13 protein-coding genes are annotated in these 20,304 nt (G+C 39.1%); 8 read left to right on the top strand and 5 right to left on the bottom strand.

Going from position 1 to position 20,304, the window contains the following annotated elements:
- Window positions 1-300: 300 nt before the first annotated feature.
- The 3 genes from MWU82_RS19720 to MWU82_RS19710 form a co-directional block, all read right to left on the bottom strand.
- Window positions 301-2,289, bottom strand: coding sequence for a putative porin (locus tag MWU82_RS19720; RefSeq protein WP_247097662.1), 1,989 nt, complete (start codon window positions 2,287-2,289; stop codon window positions 301-303).
- Between the two features lie 231 nt (window positions 2,290-2,520).
- Window positions 2,521-3,972 (bottom strand): SusD/RagB family nutrient-binding outer membrane lipoprotein, encoded by a 1,452-nt coding sequence (locus MWU82_RS19715; protein WP_215949241.1) that lies wholly within the window; start codon window positions 3,970-3,972, stop codon window positions 2,521-2,523.
- Window positions 3,973-3,984: 12 nt separating this feature from the next.
- Complete coding sequence (locus MWU82_RS19710; protein WP_215949240.1) at window positions 3,985-7,251, bottom strand: SusC/RagA family TonB-linked outer membrane protein; 3,267 nt, start codon at window positions 7,249-7,251, stop codon at window positions 3,985-3,987.
- A gap of 524 nt (window positions 7,252-7,775) precedes the next feature.
- Between MWU82_RS19710 and MWU82_RS19705 the strand changes: the two genes are divergently transcribed.
- The 8 genes from MWU82_RS19705 to MWU82_RS19670 all read left to right on the top strand — a co-directional run bounded on the left by MWU82_RS19705 (window position 7,776) and on the right by MWU82_RS19670 (window position 18,854).
- The gene (locus tag MWU82_RS19705; RefSeq protein ID WP_247097661.1) at window positions 7,776-8,372 is read left to right on the top strand and encodes a ribonuclease HII; all 597 of its coding nucleotides are present in this window, start codon (window positions 7,776-7,778) and stop codon (window positions 8,370-8,372) included.
- 29 nt (window positions 8,373-8,401) lie between these two features.
- Entirely contained in the window at window positions 8,402-10,861 is a 2,460-nt protein-coding gene (locus MWU82_RS19700) for a ribonuclease HII (RefSeq protein ID WP_247097660.1), read from the top strand.
- Window positions 10,862-11,179: 318 nt separating this feature from the next.
- Window positions 11,180-12,517 (top strand): OmpA family protein, encoded by a 1,338-nt coding sequence (locus tag MWU82_RS19695; RefSeq protein ID WP_247097659.1) that lies wholly within the window; start codon window positions 11,180-11,182, stop codon window positions 12,515-12,517.
- 31 nt (window positions 12,518-12,548) lie between these two features.
- Window positions 12,549-13,220 carry a DUF3108 domain-containing protein gene (locus MWU82_RS19690; protein ID WP_247097658.1) on the top strand — a complete coding sequence of 224 codons (672 nt, stop codon included), beginning with the start codon at window positions 12,549-12,551 and terminating at the stop codon, window positions 13,218-13,220.
- Between the two features lie 62 nt (window positions 13,221-13,282).
- A complete protein-coding gene (locus MWU82_RS19685; RefSeq protein WP_247097657.1) occupies window positions 13,283-14,140 on the top strand; it encodes a DUF6597 domain-containing transcriptional factor in 858 nt (285 codons plus the stop codon).
- A gap of 405 nt (window positions 14,141-14,545) precedes the next feature.
- Window positions 14,546-15,163: a hypothetical protein gene (locus MWU82_RS19680; protein WP_247097656.1), complete on the top strand. Its 618-nt coding sequence runs from the start codon at window positions 14,546-14,548 to the stop codon at window positions 15,161-15,163.
- Between the two features lie 140 nt (window positions 15,164-15,303).
- The gene (locus tag MWU82_RS19675; protein ID WP_247097655.1) at window positions 15,304-15,906 is read left to right on the top strand and encodes a hypothetical protein; all 603 of its coding nucleotides are present in this window, start codon (window positions 15,304-15,306) and stop codon (window positions 15,904-15,906) included.
- 170 nt (window positions 15,907-16,076) lie between these two features.
- The gene (locus MWU82_RS19670) at window positions 16,077-18,854 is read left to right on the top strand and encodes a CHAT domain-containing tetratricopeptide repeat protein (RefSeq protein WP_247097654.1); all 2,778 of its coding nucleotides are present in this window, start codon (window positions 16,077-16,079) and stop codon (window positions 18,852-18,854) included.
- Here the strand turns inward: MWU82_RS19670 and MWU82_RS19665 are convergent.
- Window positions 18,851-19,585 carry a tetratricopeptide repeat protein gene (locus tag MWU82_RS19665; RefSeq protein ID WP_215949231.1) on the bottom strand — a complete coding sequence of 245 codons (735 nt, stop codon included), beginning with the start codon at window positions 19,583-19,585 and terminating at the stop codon, window positions 18,851-18,853. The two genes, MWU82_RS19670 and MWU82_RS19665, sit on opposite strands and share 4 nt — an antisense overlap.
- Window positions 19,586-19,587: 2 nt before the next feature.
- A complete protein-coding gene (locus MWU82_RS19660; RefSeq protein ID WP_247097653.1) occupies window positions 19,588-20,160 on the bottom strand; it encodes a sigma-70 family RNA polymerase sigma factor in 573 nt (190 codons plus the stop codon).
- Window positions 20,161-20,304 lie beyond the last annotated feature (144 nt).

Raw genomic sequence — 20,304 nt, 5'->3', positions numbered from 1 at the left:
GTTTTTCCCGGCCCGTTATTTCGATTTCTTTTTCTGCACCACATCCCCGTTTCCAAGTATGTGGCGCGCTGTCTTTACAATATATCAATGAACTTTTATACTTCTTTTTTACTCTCGCTCTTTCTCTAAGCGGGTGCAAATGTAGGATACTTTTTTCGTTTACGCAAAACCTTTTTTGAATTATTTTTAAAAGATTTTTTAATCCCTCTGTAACAAGCTGATTTGCAGCTAAAATATTAATATAATTTTTTTTGCGTTTTCAGAGACCACCCTAAAAACTCCAGAAAAATAAAAATTAAACTATGAAAAGAAATTCCAAACCAATCCAAATCGAATCACAAAATCCCTGTAAGGATAATTGGGTGCAGCATAAAAATTGTTGCCGGAAAAAGAAGAGTTAAAGTGTTCGGCCTTTAAGAATATCCTGGTTTGCTGCACTCTGGCATTAATGAAAAAGTCCAACATTGGAAAACCTCCCAATTCCTCCTGGTTCTGCAAATAGAATTCACCCAACACCGGATTATAGGCATCCGCATTGTAGGAAGTAAAATATTTAAGGGTCACCCCTGTTTGGAAGTATAGGGCCTTTTTAAACCCGAAGTTCGAATAATACAGGGTGTTCCTTGTGACCACCTGCGGTACGTTTAAAACATTATTGGTCTGGGAAACATCCTGAAACATTACCGTATTGTTGAGCGCAAACCCCTTCCATTTAAATTCCTTTGCATATTTGACCTTTAAAATATTAATGGTACTACCCTCCTGAAACGGTTTAACAAATGCCTGTTCCTCACCTTCAACCACAGTTTCTGCCGGATCCGAAGCAAAGTAGGTGTAATTGGCCAAAGAAGTGTATTTCGCCATTAAATTACCAAAAACCTTGGATTCCAGATCAAACTGAAAACCATTATTGTTTATCTTATTAAAATCTCCTGTATGTTGCCAGTTGTAATTACTGTAATCACTTTGATATAAAAGGAAATTAAAATTGGGCATACGTGAAGATGAGTGTATGGAAAATTTAAGCTTGTTGTTCTTGTCGATATCATAACTGGCAAAGGCATCCAATAAATTTCCGGACAGATCCCCTGAGATATTGGCCTGTGCCAACCCATTCAACTGAAAACCACCAATCTTCTTTACATATTTGGCCCCGGCAGAGATTTCGTCGCCGCTCAGCTGACTTTGGATAAGCTGGGTAGGCGTTTGCAATACCGAATTAAAAAAATAGTTGTAACGGTAATAATTAATAAGCCCTGTCAATACCCCTAATGTCTTATTGGAGAATTGGGCATAGACCTGATTATAGGTTGTTTTTAAGCTAGCCTTATCTGAAATACCGGAATCATAGCCACCCCCAAAATAATCGTTTTGGGCGGTTTGTTTATATTGATAGTACTTGGTCTCATAGCTAAACTCATGCCCGAGCGCCAAAGAAGTTGTCCTGGTCTTATCCGAATCCATTTTACTACCAAATAAAATGTACTGATGATCCAAATAATATCGTTTCCCCAATAATCGGTTGGTGGCATCGGAAAAAAGCACATCCAATCTGGAACGATCGCTAAAATCGGAATCACCGGATTCAAATTGCAATTCCTTATTGGACAACCCACCATTTTCCTCAAACAAGGAATTTTGGGCCGCCCCATGCGCTCTTAAATTATAACGCTTATCCTTGGTTTCATAGTTGGCCGTCATCTTAAAATTCCCCGACTCGGCTTCACTATATTGATATTTTCCCAAGGACCTAAAACCTTTGAAGCCGATAGAAAAATTTAATCTTGGAGAGGTATTAAAAGCCAACAACGCATCCAGAAGCTGTCCTTGCTCAAAAGTGGTCTTGAACATTAAGTCGCTCATGGGAGTTGCCACATTGTAATAATCAATATCCCTAACTTCCATATAGTTATAATGCTTCGCACTAGCACCCAATTTGGGATAGGTATCCTTTACATCAAAATTAACTCCCAATTTATTATACGGCTGCCCTACATTGGCAAAAGGCATCAACTCAAAATCGTCCCTTCGTAGAAAATTGTATTTATATTCCTTCTGGATGGAGATAGTAGTATCTAAAAAAGTAGTATCCCTTTCGTAACTTATAATCTTGTAATCCCTAATGGTTACTTCCTGACCCTGTTCTTCACCATTTTTTTTAGGCGGAAGGTTTTTAACCCTACGCCCCATACCAGCCTCACCCTCGCCCCTTGAAGGGGGAATTGAATCTTCCTGTGCACTAATGGCCTGACTAAAAAACACTATTAAAAGTGTCAACAAATATCTCATGCTACAAACTTACGTCGACAAAGTTAATTTTTTTGTCCTTAATGAAATGTGAAAGTTTAAAAAACAGAAAAACAACAAATTATCTGCCGTTCAAATATTAATCATAACGGTGTCTTATAAATCTTGAATATTCAATTTGCTCATCCCAAAGTCCACCATTCCCAACTTTAGAAACAAAAAAAACCTGCAGGGGACACCTGCAGGTTTTAATACTTATAATTAAAGACGATTCTAGTTCAAATCCCAGAACAATTGGGTCTCTGGCTCATCTCCACCAATAGCGGAGGCAGCCGAACTATAATTGGCCCCATTTAAAGATTGCTCTATAATTGGATAGGTATACCTATTAGGAAAACCGGAAACTGCATCTGCTGGAGTGGCCATAAGCGGATAATCCAACAATCTTATAGAAGTCCACGCCTCCATTCCCCTATTGTAAAGTGAAATCCACTTTTGGGTTCCAATAACCTCCTTCCAAGGTGTGGTAGCCGTACTTGCCAAAATAGACAAGTCGTAATCTACATTAGGTTGCGCCAAATAATCGGTAGCTTCTTCAGCGGTACCACCCCAATAGAGGATTGAGGCCGTTATGCCCGCATCATAGTGTTCCTTTGCAGTACCACCAACTTCAAATGACCGCGCCCTTGCTTCTGCCAATAAAAAGCTCACCTCGGAATAATCTAAAATAATACCCGGGAAAGTTGCCTCTTCCAACTGAGCCGAAACATGGGAATAGGACGAATAACTAGAAGGCTCTCCAATGCCACCTCCCTCGTAGATACCATCTGAAGTTGGCATGAAATACAGTGGCAATCTTGGATCATCCAAAGTATTCATGGCGTCTATGATCGTAGCGGCCGCAACAAAATCATTCCTACCACTTAAAACCAAATTATCATAGACCGGATTTGTATTTGGGTCGGAACCTAAATATTCGTAAGCAGCATTATCTGCATTACTTGTAAACACCCCGGTTGCAACAGCACTTTCAACAGTAGTTTTGGCGAAGGCCTCATCTACATCGGATAAAAGTATCCCCATTCTCAATTTTAGGGAAGCAGCAAACTTTTTCCACAATGCCACGTCACCTCCGTATATCCTATCAGCACTTCCAAAACTTCCAGTAGTTTCATCCAAAGCATTTATTGCAGCAGTAAGTCTAGCTACCAAATCCTTGTAGACCGTTTCGCCATCGTCATACTTAGGAAGAAGGTTGTCCGCATCCAAAGCTTCTGAATAAGGAACATCCCCAAAAGTTTCCACCAAATTGGCATAAGTATATACATTGAGAATCTCGATAATGGTCAGCTTGTTAGGCTTCAATGCCTCCAGCTCAGCAGTGGAATAGGTTGTTGCCTCAATAACTATTTTGGCCTCATCCAAATCCTTTAAAACATCTTTGTACATTACACTCCAGTGTTTTGCGGGAATGGTTCTTGTAACCTGATCATAGTTACTTTCGTCCGTATAAGTGGTTTCCTGTAAATACTGTGCCCAAAGCTTAGTATTGTTATTGTTCACATTCAAATCTACCACTTGGTCCACCAAGTTCTTCTGCGCCCCGGTAAACAAACTTTCACCAGGTACAGCCAATGGATCCTTGATGTTCTCGTTCAGACTTTCCAAATCACTGGAACAAGAAGCAAAAATCACGGCAGTAATTAATATTGCTAGTTTTTTCATTTTTATTTTTTTTTAGAATTGTAATTTAAGATTGACACCAAAATCCCTAGTGGTTGGCAATGATCCAACGGAATACCCTTGAAGGTTACCAGCAGACAAACCACTTTCTGGATCTGCATGGGGTAGGTCTTTGTCTATAATCCAAAGGTTTGATCCAATAACGCTTAAACTAGCATTGGTCAAGAACGTATTGGCCAACAATTTGCTAGGCAAATTATAGGTAAGTGCCACTTCACGTAACTTCACATAGCTGGCATCATAGACAAATGCTTTGTCCGGCAAACCTCTTCTGTAACCAAAGGCACCAAATCTATCGGCTCTAATTCTGGAAGTGTTTGTTGCCCCATCTGGGTTTACACCCTCATTGATAAATCCTCCGCCATCGGCCAAGGTATTCCTTACAGGGTTACCCAAATCGTTGATAAACGCTGTTTCTGCATACAAACCAGTTGCAAGTCCATAATATTGGTCCAAGGAGAATATACTACCCCCTTGTTGAATATCAATCAAAAAGCTTAATGAAAATTCTTTGTAGTTAAATTTATTGGAAATCCCCATTAACCAATCTGGATTGGTATCCCCAATATTTTGATCCGATGTAGACGTTTTAATATACTGTCCATCCGCTGGATCAACTACCCTTTCACCATTTAAATAAGTGTAGTCCGTGCCATAAATTACTCCATAGGGCTGTCCTACTTCCGCATTAAGGGTTACCCCTCCTTGGAAATCTCCCAATTGCAAAGTCTGGATTCCATCTTCCAATGATACCACCTCGTTTTTATTCTTGGTCCAGTTAACCATGGCAGTCCAACTGAAGTTATCCGTTCTAACCGGATTTCCAGATATGGAAAGCTCCACACCCTTGTTTTCAATTTCACCCGCATTCAATATCTTTTTCTCATAACCTGTAGCTCTAGATACAGGAACTCCAAAAATTTGATCCACGGAATTGGTTTGGTAATAAGCCAAATCAAAACTTAACCTATTGCGTAAAAACTTCATTTCCAAACCAAGCTCGAAACTTTCTGTTTTTTCGGGCTTCAAATTAGGGTTCTTTTTCTCATTATCAACAGAAGTACTTGGTGCCCCTGGTGGAATGTTCACGTTATAAGTATCGTAAAGGAAATCGAAAGGTGCACTGTTACCTACCTCTGCGTAGTTGGCCCTTAATTTACCAAAAGTGATAAAATCAGCATTCAGAAGATTTGTGAAAACAAAACTTGTGGCTATAGAAGGATAGTAAAAAGTACTATTATCCTCCGGCAATGTAGAAGAGTGGTCCCTTCTTATAGTGGCATCCAAGAAAAGTATACTGTTGTATCCCAAAGATGCGCTGGCATAAATACCGTCTATACCAACTCTTTCATCATTTTCCACAGGAAGGGCAAGTGGACCTGTACTATTCTGCAAAGAATATAGTTTTGGTACACTCAACCCACCGCTTGTAGCGGAGTAAATAGATTGAAATTCGCTCCTTCTAATGTTGGTACCCAATATCCCTTTCAAATTAAATTGATCGGAAAGGTCCTTTTGAAAATTAAACATGAAATCATAATTGGTCTCCGTAACTTCCAGATTTCTTCTCCCATAGCCAGAATCAACATTTCCTCTGTTTCCGGCACTGTCCGGAATACCAAAGCTTGTTGGTACACTACCGTTGGCCCTTCTCTCCTCTTGTAACTCAGAATAGGTGTCTGTCGCCGCTCTGGCAGTAAAGTTCAACCAATCTGTAAATTCGTAATTCAAGGATACATTACCTATAAAACGATTTCTAGAATCGTTCTGGTAATTCTCGTAACGTGTCCAATATGGGTTATCCCAGTAAATCGGCGCCGAACCGGCATCTGTGCTTGCTGGGTTCCAAGTAACATTCCTTTTGGTATCAAAATAGATATCCCTTAGATCTTTTAGATCTACGTTGGTCTGCCACCATTGTTTAAAATTACTGATGATGTTATCATTATAACCAGTTGAGTTACGACCCAATGCCTTGGTGTTGATATAATTGGCATATCCAGTAACCGTTAAGCGATCCGTTAATTTAAAGGACCCGCTCATGGAGAAATTATGCTTTTTAATAGTACTGTTCGGCATTAAACCGCTCTGATCGAACTGGGTATAGTTCAATCGAAAAGAACCATCATCCTCATAAGACCTAGCAAAAGAAACCGAATTGGTTGTTGTAACCGGAGTCTCAAAAAATGTTATAGGCCCGTTCTTGGCATTTACCCATGGGGTAGCCGTTCTATAGTTTGGAGAATCTGGATCCAAGGCATCCCACTGATAGATCATCAGATTTGGATCGAACCTTCCACCATAGGAAGCATCCTCTGTAAATGGTACGGTCAAGTCAGCAATCCCGTCACCGGTAACGTCTTCCATATTATAAAAGTCATCTTCGTCCGGCCCGTAATATGGTCCGTATCCAGCACCGTATTGGTTCTGGTACTTGGCAAAAGTACTTTTATCTATGGAACCTATTGTAATTCCAGAATTAACAGTAACCCCAATTCCTTGGGCATCCTTTCCTTTTTTGGTGGTTATCATTATAACCCCGTTGGCAGCCCTTGAACCATATAAGGCAGAAGCGGCCGCTCCCTTTAAAACGTTTACCGACTCTATATCATCAGGATTAATATCGGAAGCGGTGTTTCCATAATCGTAATAGTTACCACTTGCCTCACCTTGATACTTGGAATTGGTATTGGTATTGTTTACTGGAACACCATCAATAACAAAAAGGGCCTGGTTGCTCCCTGTCAACGAAGCATTACCCCTAATAACAACGTTGGTAGAACCTCCTAAGTTGTTGTTCTTTCTGATCTGAATACCAGAAGCCTTTCCAGAAAGGGCATTTACGAAGTTTCCGCTTTTCACAGTGCTCAAGTCCTCTCCTTGAACTTCCTGTGTAGCATATCCCAAGGATTTTTTGTCCCTTGAAATACCTAAAGCAGTTACTACCACTTCCTCTAGGGCCTGGGCATCCTCCTGCATAACAACGTCGATTGTAGACGATGCGCCAATTACCTTTGTAACACTCATTTGTCCAATATAGCTGAACAATAAAGTTTGCCCTTCACTACCTTGAATGGTGTAATTACCATCAAAATCAGTTTGTGTTCCATTAGTGGTCCCCTCGACCAAAATGTTTACTCCAGGCAGGGCCAGACCCAATTGATCGGTCACCGTACCGGAGATTGTTTTCTCCTGTGCGTAGGAAAAACTCATTAATAGCCCCATGATCGGAGCTAAAATCCAAGTTAGTTTTGATTTCATTTACTTTTTTTTAAGAATTAGTCGGCACAAACTTGTAAAAAATTCGTTAAAAAACCTAAAAAATTTAACAGAAGCATTGCAATTTGTTAAACTTACCCCCTATTATTATTAAAATGTTAAGATTTAGGCTGTTTTTCAATATTTAAATTAAAGAATTATGCCAAAATCCTAAAGATTCTTAACCTAAGAATCTTCCTACTGTATATTTTGAACATATTTTAACAGATTTGAATGAAGCAATCATTCACACAAAGGACATATTTGCTTTAGACAATTTCGTTGACATTCTTTTTTTATATAGAACTGCCAACTTCTTTGTTACCTTAAGGGTTACAAACCTATTCAAGGACATTACTAGTACAGACGTAAGAAATTGTTTCCAATGGGCATTCATCCCTTTTATAAATTTTTATATTTGACGACAGTTGGAGAAAAACATTAGCTGTGCGCAGGCTTGTCTTCCGGACAACAATCCGAATTGATATAGTATTTCCAATGCCAATCGACATTAGAACAATACATACATGTTAAAAGCCTTTTACAAATATGATCTGGAAGCCGGAACGGATGAAGCCGGTAGGGGTTGTTTGGCAGGACCTGTAACCGCTGCGGCCGTTATTTTACCAAAAGATTTTTCAAACGACACCCTTAACGACTCCAAGGTTTTGTCCTCCACAAAAAGGGATTTACTTAGGGCAATAATTGAAACAAGTGCTACAAGCTTTGGAATTGCCCAGATTTTTCCGGATGAAATTGACAAAATCAACATTTTGAACGCGTCTTTCCTGGCAATGCACAAAGCCTTGGATCAATTAAATACAAACCCCGAATTTATCATTGTGGACGGCAACCGGTTCAACCCCTACCAAAACATCCCCCATGCCTGCATTGTCAAAGGAGACGGCAAATACCTAAGCATTGCTGCCGCTTCCATCTTGGCCAAAACCTACAGGGACGCCTATATGGAGAAAATTCATTTGGAATACCCTATGTACAATTGGATAAAAAACAAAGGTTATCCCACCAAGGAACACAGAGAAGCTATACGGAAGTACGGCATCACCAAATATCATCGAAAAACTTTTAGACAATTACCAGATCAATTAAAACTAGACGTTTAAAAATCCTAAATTTGTTCAAAGCTTTATTTATGAAATTCAAATTACTTGCGGTACTCTTTTTACTATTAATCGGATGCACAGAAAAAAGCTATAAGACTTCACCCATACTATACTACGTTCCACAGAACAGTGCCATTATCATAAAAATAAACGACAAGCCCTCTTTTTCCAGTGAATTGGAGAACAGCGACCTCATTAAAACCTTATCTGCTACAAATACCTATGCCTCCGTACTGGAAAAACTAAAATCCTTAAAATATATCCAGCCCAATGGAGAGAGTATTCTGGCCTTTGTGGAATTGGGAAAGGCTAATTTTGAATTGCTATTAATTGCCCAAAACAGTGATGATCTTTTTCAAATTGAGGATGCCAGTGATAAAGTGGTCGAAAACATAAGTTACGAGGGGAAAAACTTTGACAACTACAGTGTTGACGGGGCCAATTTCTTCTCCACGGTTTTGGATGACAAAATTATTGTAAGCTCCGCGCAAATGCTGATCGAAAATATACTTCGCAATGAAAGGGATTTAACTGCAGACGAATCCTTAAATAAATTGTATCAAATTGCCAATAATCAGAGTAGTGCCAATATTTTTATAAACACTAACAAAAGTAATCCATTGCTCAACCACATTTTGTCCGATGGACATAAAGTTGATGTTTCCAAATTTACGGACTGGGTATCCCTGGATTTTAACACCAATAAGGACCACCTAAAACTAAATGGTATTAGCATGGCCAACGATTCTATAATAAACTATAGTAATCTTTTTAAAAACAGCCATGCCCTAACCCCTAAGACGCCCAATCTGGCCCCAATGGCCTCCGATGCTATTTTGGCATTTACTTTTGACAATTACGAAAATTTTGCCTTGAACCAAAAAAAATACTTGGATCGTTCCGTGGTGATAGACACCACTTTTAAAGCGGTGGAAGAAATTGGATTTGTGTATCTGAACAATGAAAAGGCGGTAATACTCCACACTTACGGTTCCGAGAATATCCTTAACTATCTGGATAAATTGGAGAAAGCTTCGGAAGAATACCAAGGCAATGAAATTGTCGGGCTCTCCAAGTCCGACTTCCTTAATCATTATTTCAATCCACTGATACAAGATTTTGAAGCGAATTATTATACTATCATAGAAAATGCTTTTGTGTTCTCCCCTACTCCAGAGACCTTAAAGACCTTCATTGGAAATTTTAAAAATGTTTCCACTTTTGAAAAAACATCGGTTTACAAAACAGCAAAAGAACAATTGGCAGACGAATCTTCCATGCTCTTTGTTTCCAATGCTGATGGTGTTGAATATTTCTTGGACCAATACATGGACAAGGACATCGTTAAAAACGTTAAGACCAAGGAACTATCTGAGTATTCCTTTGCAGCTCAAATGGTCGTGGATGACAATTTTCATCACACCAATATACTTTTCCAAAAAATTGCCCACGAAACCACACTCAACAAAACCATTCCCTATTTCACTCTACAGCTGGATACAGAAATAGTGACACCACCTCAATTTGTAAAGAACCATAGGACCAATAAGGACGAAATTATAGTTCAGGACCAGGACAACAACCTCTATCTAATCTCTACAGACGGCAAGGTAATATGGAAAAAACAACTAAGTGGTAGAATACAGGGACGTGTAGAGCAGGTAGACCTGTACAAAAATGGTAGATTGCAACTGGCATTCACTACAGATAACCAATTTATGATAGTGGATAGAAATGGTAAGGATGTGCCCCCCTTTACCTTTACCTACGAAGGAGGCAATTTAAACCCTTTGGCCGTATTTGATTACGACCGCAAAAAGGATTACCGGTTTTTGGTCACCCAGGGAACAAAAATATTTATGTACAATAGTTCGGGCCAGATTGTAAAAGGCTTTAAGTACACCAAGGCAGCAAATCCCATTCTGGGCACACCCAAGCATTTTAGGGTAGGCAAAAAGGATTATTTGGTCATGAAACAGGAAGGTGGCGAATTAAAAATATTGTCCAGAACCGGTGATACACGGGTGAATGTGTCCAACAAAATTAGTTTTTCCGATAATGAAATACTTCTGCATAAAAACAAGTTTACGGTTACCGACACCAAAGGCCATCTTTTCCAAATAGACGAAAAAGGCAAAACATCCACAGCCAACCTTAACCTACTCCCGGATCACGGAATAGATGCCACAAGCAATACTCTGGCCATTATGAACGACAATGTACTGACCATAAGGAGCAAAAAGGTGGAATTGGATCTTGGGGTATATTCAAAACCGAAGATTTTCTATTTAAACGACAAAATATATATCAGCGTTACGGATATACAGAACCAAAAAATATATCTTTTCGACAGTCAGGCCGAAGCCATTTCCAACTTTCCAGTTCCAGGCAATTCCAGCATAGACTTAATTGATATGGACAACGACCATAAACTGGAGCTTGTTGCAAAGGATCAGGACAACTCCATCATTGTTTATAAAATAAATTAGTAAAGACAAAGGAGGTAGATATCAGAACCAATCCATAGTCAAGTAAGTTTTTTCTATTATTTATATAGGAAAAATAATCGTTGAACCCCTCATTAATCTTACACTACAGGACTTCTCAATGCCCTGCCACAGTTCTTTTATTACAAACTTTTTTAATGCAAATGTTAACCATTGGTTTTAACACACCATTAATACATAAAAACATGCAACATACACACCTAATTAGGCGCAAGCCTGAAATTTTGCTAAATTTAGTTAACCTATTGATCCAAAGTTGATTGTGACAATAACCTTACGAGAACATTAAAAATAAAGATTATGAATCCCTTAAAAGCATTCCCCAAAACAATTCCAGCTATTCTATTGCTTTTCTTTTTTTCCGGAGACCTTCAAGGCCAAATATTGAAAAAATTGGGAAAGCGGGCAGAAAGGGCCGTGGAACGCACAGTTGAAAACAGGGTAGATAGGGAAGCCTCAAAAAAGACAGATGAAGTATTGGACAGTATTTTGGAACCAGGCTCTAAAAAATCCCCTACAGACCCACAAATAGAAAACCCATTACCTCCTACGGGCCAGGACAATCCAGGAAATGTGGGCGGAAACAACGACAGTGGCAGCACATCTGGACAGACTACCAAAAAGACCATTGAGGTATATAGTAAATTTGACTATGTGCCTGGAGACAAGCCTTTATTTTTTGATGATTTCTCCAACGATTTCATTGGCGATTTCCCATCCAGATGGAATACCAATGGTGGCGGGGAAGTTGTGTCCGTAAATGATTCTGGCGAAAAGTGGCTGGAATTGATTTCGGGATACAACATTCATTTTATTCCGGACACACCAGACTTGCCTGATGAATACACCATTGAATTTGATGTAATGGCACTAGGATTGGACAATAAGACGTCTTCAACCGCATTTCTTAGAGTAGCTTTAAGTGATGACGACAAATTTAAAGACGGTGCCAATTTTGTACATGCCCATATCCCTTTTTGCCAATACTCCCCAATAGGAATCACCATGGCCAATCACATTAATAACAAAAGGGAAATTTACAGTGTTGTAAAGGCAGATCTTAGGGAAGAGATTTTAGATAGACCCCATATTTCCATTGCAGTGAATAAACAGCGTTTTCGATTATGGGTCAACGAAGAAAAACATATTGATATCCCCAGGATGGTACCCCAAGGAGCCGTATTGAAAACTTTAAAATTTCATATGAACAATTTTAAGGATGGGAAGGAACGCGTTTTCATTAGCAACATTAAAGTTGCCGAAGGTGGCTTGGACTTACGTCGCAAACTGATTTCTGAGGGGGAGGTCTCTACTAATGGGATTCTATTCGATTCCGGTTCGGCCAACATCCAACCCCAATCCATGGGGATCATTCGACAAATTTCGCAAGTTTTGCAGGAAGAAAATGCAATGAATCTAATGATAGTTGGCCATACCGACGCCGATGGATCGGGTGACGCCAATTTAAGCTTGTCCCAAAAACGAGCTGCCGCGGTGAAAAATGCCCTGGTAAATGTTTATGGTATTGCAGACAACCGTTTGCAAACCCAAGGCAAGGGAGAAAGTGAACCCATAGGGGACAACAGTACTCCAGACGGCAAAGCCCAGAACAGGCGCGTCGTTTTCAAAAAAATATAACCTTAATACATATCCATCTTAAATCTAAAACATGAGAACACTTATCTTAATTTATAGCTTTTTCCTTGCAACCTCAACAACTTTTTCACAGGATTGTAGCAAATACTTTCCTATGGACGAAGGCACCAAATTCCAAATTACCAATTATGATAAAAAGGATAAAGTGTCTGGAGTTATGGATTATGTAGTAAAGGAGTTTAGTGGCAATACTGCTACCTTATTCTACGAAATGCACGACGAAAAAGGCAAAATGATTTTGAGTTCGGAATATGGAGTCACTTGCACGGATGATGGAATTAAAGTGGATTTCAGCTCCATGATGTCGCCAGAGCTAATTGGACAATACAAGGATATGGAGGTGGAAATGACCGGTACCGATCTTTTATACCCCAATAATCTCAGTACAGGACAGTCGCTACCCGATGCCGATGTATTGATGACGGTTAAGATGCCTCCCCTCAACATGAAAATGAATATGAATTTTTTCAACAGAAAAGTAGAAGGCAACGAATCCGTAACCACTCCGGCCGGAACTTTCGATTGCTATGTAATTACCTTTGATACCGAGGCTAAAATGGGCGTTAAGATGACGAATAGCAATAAGTTATGGCTAGCCGAAGGTTATGGCATGGTAAAACAGGAAACCTACAATAAAAAAGGTGACCTTATAAGCAAAAGCCTGCTCACCAGTTTTGAAAAATGACACAAGTAATGCTATTGGTTTAACATAAATAATGTTTTTATCTTAGCTTATAACCCCTTGACATGTTTACATTATTTCCAGTTACCAAAAAATTACAGCCCTATATTTCTTTTTTTTATGAAATGAAATGGGAAAGCAAGGATTATGACAATGGAATTCGTGAAGTAATTCTACCCAGCGGCAAGGCATTTATGGTTTTTCAGTATGAAGGAAGGTTCAGGGGAACCATTTATAATCAGGAACGTTATGTTCCCAAATATTATACTATAGGGCAGCAAAGTTCCAATTATACCGTATTCTCGGACCATAAAACCATGGGGCTAATTGGTGCTGCTTTTAAGCCAACAGGTTTACATAATTTGTTCAATATAGATGCATCCATTTTTACAAATATACCAACGGACACCAGCTCGTTCTTAGGTAAAGACATACACTCTTTTGAAGCCTTATTTGAAGCAGAGAATGAATCCGATAAAAGGGTAAACCTTATTGAGAATTTACTTTTGGGCCAGCTTGGAAACAAAGAATTCAAAGCTAATTTTATTGATGTTTCCATAGATTTAATGCATGCTTCCCTAGGTTGTGGCTCCATTTCCTCCATTATCAAAAAATTGAATGTCAGTGAGCGTTATTTCCAAAAAAAATTCAAATTAATGGTAGGAATTGCACCCTCTGCTTACAACAGAATTATACGATTCAATAATTTGTTTTCAGAACTGGACGAGCACAATGAAAATGATTACCGTATCCTAAGCGCCCTATTCCATTATTACGATTCCTCGCACTTCAGGAAAGATTTTAAAAAATACTGTGGCGAAGTCCCGAAACAATTTCATTTGGACAAATTTGAATTTGTTAAGGAAGCCTTTGTAAAAAATCCTATCTTTTTGAATAGCGCCCCTAACTCATCAAGATGTTAGTATTCTTTATGTATTTTTTATAATAATAAAGAGTATAACAATTTATCAATTGGAATATAATCGACCGGCGCATTTTAGGACGGGTTTTTACCAATATCAAAAAAACATTGGTCGTACCTTAATGGTAAATAAAACTTGGCGGGGTCCAATCTTTTTGCACATGGCCTAAAATTTACCTTTGGTATATCCATACTGATATTTAAACCAAAGAACATCGCCAAGTATAACAAAAAATATAAATGAAAGGCCTTCAAATAGGCTAAATGACGATAGTGGCCGATGGTGTCTTGAAACAAGCTATAAACAGACATCAAAAAAATAATAAAAAATGTTAACCTAATTAAGGAAATATCATCAAAGGGTAACAATAAAAAAATAAGAAACTTGAAATAGAAAAATGTTCCCATGAAAAACTTATATAACACCATCATTATACTATCTCTCCTTATTTCCTGTGGGGATACCGTTAAAAAAGCTGGAGACAGGGCAGAGAGCGCAACTGGGACCAACCTAGAAAACAAAGCAAAAACAGCATCAAAAAGCAACGATAACACTACCTATTTGTGTAAGATCAATGGAGAAGATTGGAGCTATACCTCAGCCGACGGTCTGGTATCTCGCAACAGCTCTACCAACGTGCGGACAGCTACGATTACCTTTATAAAAAAACTTGCAAAGGGTAGTGAGTCGGTGCAATTGGAATATGATGTGGAGGCCAATACCCTGACCCGTGTTTTGGCAGAGCTAAAATGCCCTGATAAGGAGGGTAATTTATTCACCAACTTTTACAACCAATCCGCAGACCGTTTGGACCGGAATCCCGAATCCAGCATGAGGGGTACCATTAACCTTTATGAAGACCAACGCGTTGCTGCCGGAAATGCCCTGTTCACTGTAAAGAACGACTTTGAAAAAGATAAACTTGGCAACCCGGACGATCTGTTAATCACCGTTTCCGACCTTAATTTTTCAGGCGTGCCCTATTCCGATACGGACGATTTAAAAAAGTTGTTCAAGAAATAGTCCTTTAGAGACACCATAGAATTAACCGTCCATTGACATGAAAAAGAAAGGAAATTGATTATTGTGAAGCTCGTGCAAATAATATAAAACATAACCACTTAATAAATAGCAATACATTGTAAATATCTAAAACTTGAATTATGAAAAAAAAACCGATCATCATCATTGCATTTGCAGCGCTTTTAATAGCTTCCTGCATAAAAGATTATACTGGCCATGGAGGCGATAAAATAGAGCTTACCCAAGATAATTATTTATACGAGGGAGATCTTTACCGCATTTACCTGGATCAGGAGATAGCTAAACTGGACGTGACCATTGCGGCCTTGAATGACATCATTGACAATAATCAGGCCGACCAGACAACCTTGGAAGATCTCAAGACAGCGGAACAGGCCAAGGAAAACTTAGTTTCGGAGATAGCTACACTTATATCTTTGGAGCAAGTGGGCCTAAGGATTCCGAGACCAAGACCGCCTTGTCCACAACCAGTTAGCTGCGATTATAGTCTTTTTGAATACCTCTTGGCACCAAATACCGTAGAGAAAATGGAAATCCTAATTTTGAATGCAAATGGCAAGACCATAGGCGGAGGCGTTATTGATGACTTAAGTCCCCTGTCCGGCACTGGAGGTATGATCCAATTTAGCAAATTAAAGTTTGATTCCTATAAAGAACCAATTACAATATCGGTGAAGGTTTTCGGTGTAAATGGGAAAGACATAAACTATATTGTGGAATAACTGTAATCCTATTTAAAGGACTTTACATATACAAAGGCTAATCTAAAAAGTGTATTTTTAATTCCTCGGTCATTCTCGCGGAGTCGAGCTGGCGGAAACCTCATTGGTTTAACGCTCTCCATTCTTCCCGAATTGACCGTAGAATGGACTTTTAGATTGGCCTTTTTTGTATGAAATGGTATGCTTCACTTTTTTCGGTTCTTTTATCCATTACGGCTTTTGCCCAAAAGGTTTCCTATGAAACCCAAATAGATGAACTCTTTGCAAAGGCTTACGAGCATCTGTATGTAAATAAGGATTCCGCTTACCATTATTTCAAGGAAATAGAGGATTTGGCCGTTGAAAACAACGACTGGGCCACGGTTTTTGAAGCCCTGATTAGTTCCAATAGAAATGCCGGTGCTTTTTACGACCTTGACAAACTAGGCGATAATCTGAACATCTTGGATTCCCTTTTTTTAACACACAAGACATATCTGGATACCCTACCGGAAAAACGTCTCTTCATAAATTCCTTATTGTACGATAAGGGCAATTACTTTTTTCAACTTAATAATTACAGGTCTTCCCGACAAACCTTTGGGCAAATTATTGAATCATTGGAGGCCTTACCAGATTCGGAAATGGATGAAGACCTAATAGACCTATTATCGGTTTCCTATAGTTTTATCGCCAAGATGTACACCGAAGAGGGCAAATATGCACTTGCCCAGCAATATTACGAAAAGAACATTAGGTATATCCTACAAAAAAAACCCGATGACCTAGCTTCCTTGAACACCAATTATAGCTTACTGGCAGAACTGTACGCTAAAAAAGGGCAGTATGAAACTTCCAATACTTATTTTAACAAGGCCTTGGAGTTCTACCTTAAAGACCAATCCGGCATTAACGGCATTATTGCAACGGCCCATAATCTCTCGAAAAATTATCTTTCCCTATCCAAGACCGATAGTGCCCAACATTATCTAAAATTGGCCAAAGACTATTTGAACGACACCCATCATTTTGCGTCTTTTCATCATAGGGTACAAGCAAAATTGGAACAGAAGATGAACCGTTTTGAACTGGCAGTCAAGGAACTAAATTTAGCACTTCAATTGGAAAGAAATAAATGGAAAAATGCCAAAAATGAGAGCATGGCCCAGATTTATAATGAAATTGGAGATTTACACGCCTCATTCGGACAACATAGGAGTGCGGTTTCCAATTATAATTTGGGCTTGGATCAAATTGTGGATTTTAGCGAAGATGGAACCATCGCATTAAAACTTCTCAAAAATAAATCCCTGGCAATGAACACCCTAAACTCTAGGGATAATTATAAGACCACCTTAGAAACCGTTAATCTAGGCATTAAAACCTTGGACTCCCTAAAACCCACTTTTAGAAGTCAGGCTGACCAATTGTTTCTAATTGAGGATGCCTTTCCCTTATTTGAAGCAGGTCTGGAAGCTGCTTACCAACTTTATCTTACGTCAAATGACGACTCCCTTTTAAATCTGGCTTTCCAATATTCCGAGAAAAGTAAATCTGTCCTATTGCTAGAGGCCTTATTGGGAGCCAAAGCCACGGAATTTGCCGATATACCAGCTGACGTTTTGGAGCGGGAGAGCGAGTTAAAATCTGAAATCACCCATTTGGAGAAACAAATCAAAAATTCCATAGGAGAAAAAACTGAAAAACAGGATGCTCTTTTCAATCTAAAAGAAGAATACCGCCAACTAGTACGGAAATTGGAGACCGATTATAAAAGCTATTACGATCTAAAATACAATACAGCCACTATTTCAATCTTAGAGACTCAACAGGACTTGGCCAAAACCGAACTTTTAATTTCCTATTTCTATGGCAATAACGCTATTTATGTTATTTCCTTGGGCAGCAATACAAAGGATATGCTAAAAATACCCATTGATGCAGACTTTGAGGCGAGCATCAAAAAGGCCTACAGGTTGCTTGCCGATCCCAAAACGGATGTAACGGCTCTGAGTAAGGCAACCCATAAAATATATGTACGCTTGCTAGAACCCATCTTAAAATCTGAAGACCAAAAGAAACTTATCATCATTACCGATGGTCTATTGAACTATATCCCTTTCGCGGCTTTGAACACGGCTCCCGAAGACATTAGCTATTTGGCCGAAAAGCATGCCATTAGTTATGTTAATTCCGCCACGCTGCTTTCGGAATTGCGGCAACGGCATCCAAAAGAACATAGCGTTTTGGCCTTTGCCCCAAGTTTTGATGGCACCGTAAGTGTAAGCAATGCAGACCGAGGAAAATTACTGCCTTTGCCAAACAATAAAAAAGAAGTGGAGCAGATATTAACCTCTTTCAACGGCCGTTCTTTTATTGATAATGAGGCGACTCTCCTAAACTTTAAATCCCAACTATCCTCTTTCGGGGTGGTTCATTTGGCTACACACGCCATTTTTGACGACGCTGCTCCGGAATATTCTTATTTGGCCTTTTCACAGAACCAAAACGCAACGGAAAACCTTCTTTATGTAGCCGATCTATACAACCTGAAAATAGATGCTGACCTGGTTACCTTAAGTGCCTGTGAAAGTGGTTTGGGAGATCTAAATCGGGGCGAAGGCTTTATGAGCTTGGCGAGAGGTTTCTTTTACAGCGGGGCGGCGAGTATTGCCAGTACCTTGTGGAAGATCAACGATGCCAGTACAACTGCTTTAATGCACGGTTTCTATATAAATCTTTCCAAAGGAGATTCCAAGGATGTAGCCTTGCAAAAAGCGCAGGTAGAATTTTTGAACACCAACCGTCAAAACGGCTTTTCACATCCTTATTATTGGTCGGGTTTTGTGATTTCCGGAAATACCGTTCCGCTGTCATTTTTCAATAATTGGACCTGGACATTAATTGGCGTCATCGTTGTGCTTGTGGCAATAATTTTATACTTGCGAACTCGAAAAAGAAACCCTTAGTCCAATTCCCTGAGCAAAGCTTCTGCTTTATTCTTGTTGTAGTTGAAGTCCGCAACATGTTTTTTAAGCGTGGCAACCGCGTTTACCTTATCAGAATCCTTAAGATAGGCAAGTGCCATATACCAATTGGCTTCAGCTTTAAATGCTTCATCGTTCAATATTACATTCTTTAACAAATCAATGGCCTGTGCATTCTTTCCCAATTGTAAATAGGACAGTGCTTGGTAAAAATCGCCATGGGATATACCTCCCGTGCTCCTAAGTTCTTGGAAGGCAGTTATCGCCTTTTCATATTCACCAGCCTCATAGGCAGCAAACGCATCCCTTTCCTTTGATGTATCGCCATCACCTCTACTTATGGTGTAAACAGTATTGGGATAGCCTTCAAAATTATCTTGGTACAGGTTATCATAATCAGGCCCTGACAAGGATTTGAAACCAATCCAACCCAAACCGATCAATAAGGTTATGGAAGCTGCAATGGACCAATTCTTAAAGCGCCATTTGGAGGGGTTACTTTTATCCTTCGCACTAATCTCCTTTTCATAACCGACCAGTTTTTCTTTGAGGTCTTCATTTACATATTCCTTGATGACACGTTTTAAATCTTTTTCAAACTCGAATTGCGCCTTGAAATCCATGTCATTTTTCAATAATTCATCAAAGAGAAGTTGCTCATCTTCAGTGAGCTGGTTCGCAAAATAGTTATATAATAAAAGTTCCTTATCCATAATTACTGGACGTTATTAGCTTGGATTCGTTCCCGCAAGGTTTTCATACAACGGGATTTTGCCGCTTTTACAACGTTCTCGCTATTGTAATTTTCAGCTTGCATAATCTCCTTTATGGTATAACCGCGATAGTAAAAAAGGATCAATAACTCCTGACATTGTTTACCCAAGGTGCCAAAGTGTTTTTGTAATAATGTCTGCTCGGTCGTCAACTCCTGTTCTTCCATTTCAAAACCACTCACCAGTTCATCTTCCCTACCAACAATTGTTAGGTCAAATTTGGAGCTCACCTTTTTTTTATTTTTTTTCATACGATCAAAAATCAAGTATTTGCCAACACCAAAAAGATAGGTAGCAATACTACTGGTAAAGCTTTCCACTTTACCGCTCATCACGTTATCATAGAATATAATATAGGCATCTTGGTAAACATCAATATTTTCCTCATCCGACAAGTGGTACCTCCGAGCAAAATTCAAAAATTTTTCACGGTTCTCTTCGTAAACCTGTTTCAACGCTTTGTCAGAACCATTTCTTAAGTCTTCCAGCGTTATTTCGGTCTTTGCTTCTTTCACTTTATAGATGGGGGATAAATAAGGTTAACACCGCTATGCTAATTTAACATTTTTAAGAAAAAGATTTCCATGAAATCTCCAAAATAGTATGTATTGCCCTGTTTGTAGTATTACCGCTACAATGTGTGCCACTTCTTTACAACA

Origin of the sequence: Arenibacter sp. S6351L (assembly GCF_023016025.1) — a bacterium.
Classification (GTDB): Bacteria; Bacteroidota; Bacteroidia; order Flavobacteriales; family Flavobacteriaceae; genus Arenibacter; species Arenibacter algicola_B.
The sequence above is the reverse complement of the archived record's forward strand: the minus strand, read 5'-3'. Positions and strand labels throughout refer to the sequence as shown.

What these genes read in the sequence shown, in the direction of transcription:
- MWU82_RS19670 (WP_247097654.1), top strand. Translation starts at nt 16,077, where the DNA reads ATGAAATGGTATGCTTCACTTTTTTCGGTTCTTTTATCCATTACGGCT.
- MWU82_RS19695 (WP_247097659.1), top strand. Translation starts at nt 11,180, where the DNA reads ATGAATCCCTTAAAAGCATTCCCCAAAACAATTCCAGCTATTCTATTG.
- MWU82_RS19680 (WP_247097656.1), top strand. Translation starts at nt 14,546, where the DNA reads ATGAAAAACTTATATAACACCATCATTATACTATCTCTCCTTATTTCC.
- MWU82_RS19715 (WP_215949241.1), bottom strand. Translation starts at nt 3,972, where the DNA reads ATGAAAAAACTAGCAATATTAATTACTGCCGTGATTTTTGCTTCTTGT.
- MWU82_RS19705 (WP_247097661.1), top strand. Translation starts at nt 7,776, where the DNA reads ATGTTAAAAGCCTTTTACAAATATGATCTGGAAGCCGGAACGGATGAA.
- MWU82_RS19685 (WP_247097657.1), top strand. Translation starts at nt 13,283, where the DNA reads ATGTTTACATTATTTCCAGTTACCAAAAAATTACAGCCCTATATTTCT.
- MWU82_RS19690 (WP_247097658.1), top strand. Translation starts at nt 12,549, where the DNA reads ATGAGAACACTTATCTTAATTTATAGCTTTTTCCTTGCAACCTCAACA.
- MWU82_RS19720 (WP_247097662.1), bottom strand. Translation starts at nt 2,289, where the DNA reads ATGAGATATTTGTTGACACTTTTAATAGTGTTTTTTAGTCAGGCCATT.
- MWU82_RS19710 (WP_215949240.1), bottom strand. Translation starts at nt 7,251, where the DNA reads ATGAAATCAAAACTAACTTGGATTTTAGCTCCGATCATGGGGCTATTA.
- MWU82_RS19665 (WP_215949231.1), bottom strand. Translation starts at nt 19,585, where the DNA reads ATGGATAAGGAACTTTTATTATATAACTATTTTGCGAACCAGCTCACT.
- MWU82_RS19700 (WP_247097660.1), top strand. Translation starts at nt 8,402, where the DNA reads ATGAAATTCAAATTACTTGCGGTACTCTTTTTACTATTAATCGGATGC.
- MWU82_RS19675 (WP_247097655.1), top strand. Translation starts at nt 15,304, where the DNA reads ATGAAAAAAAAACCGATCATCATCATTGCATTTGCAGCGCTTTTAATA.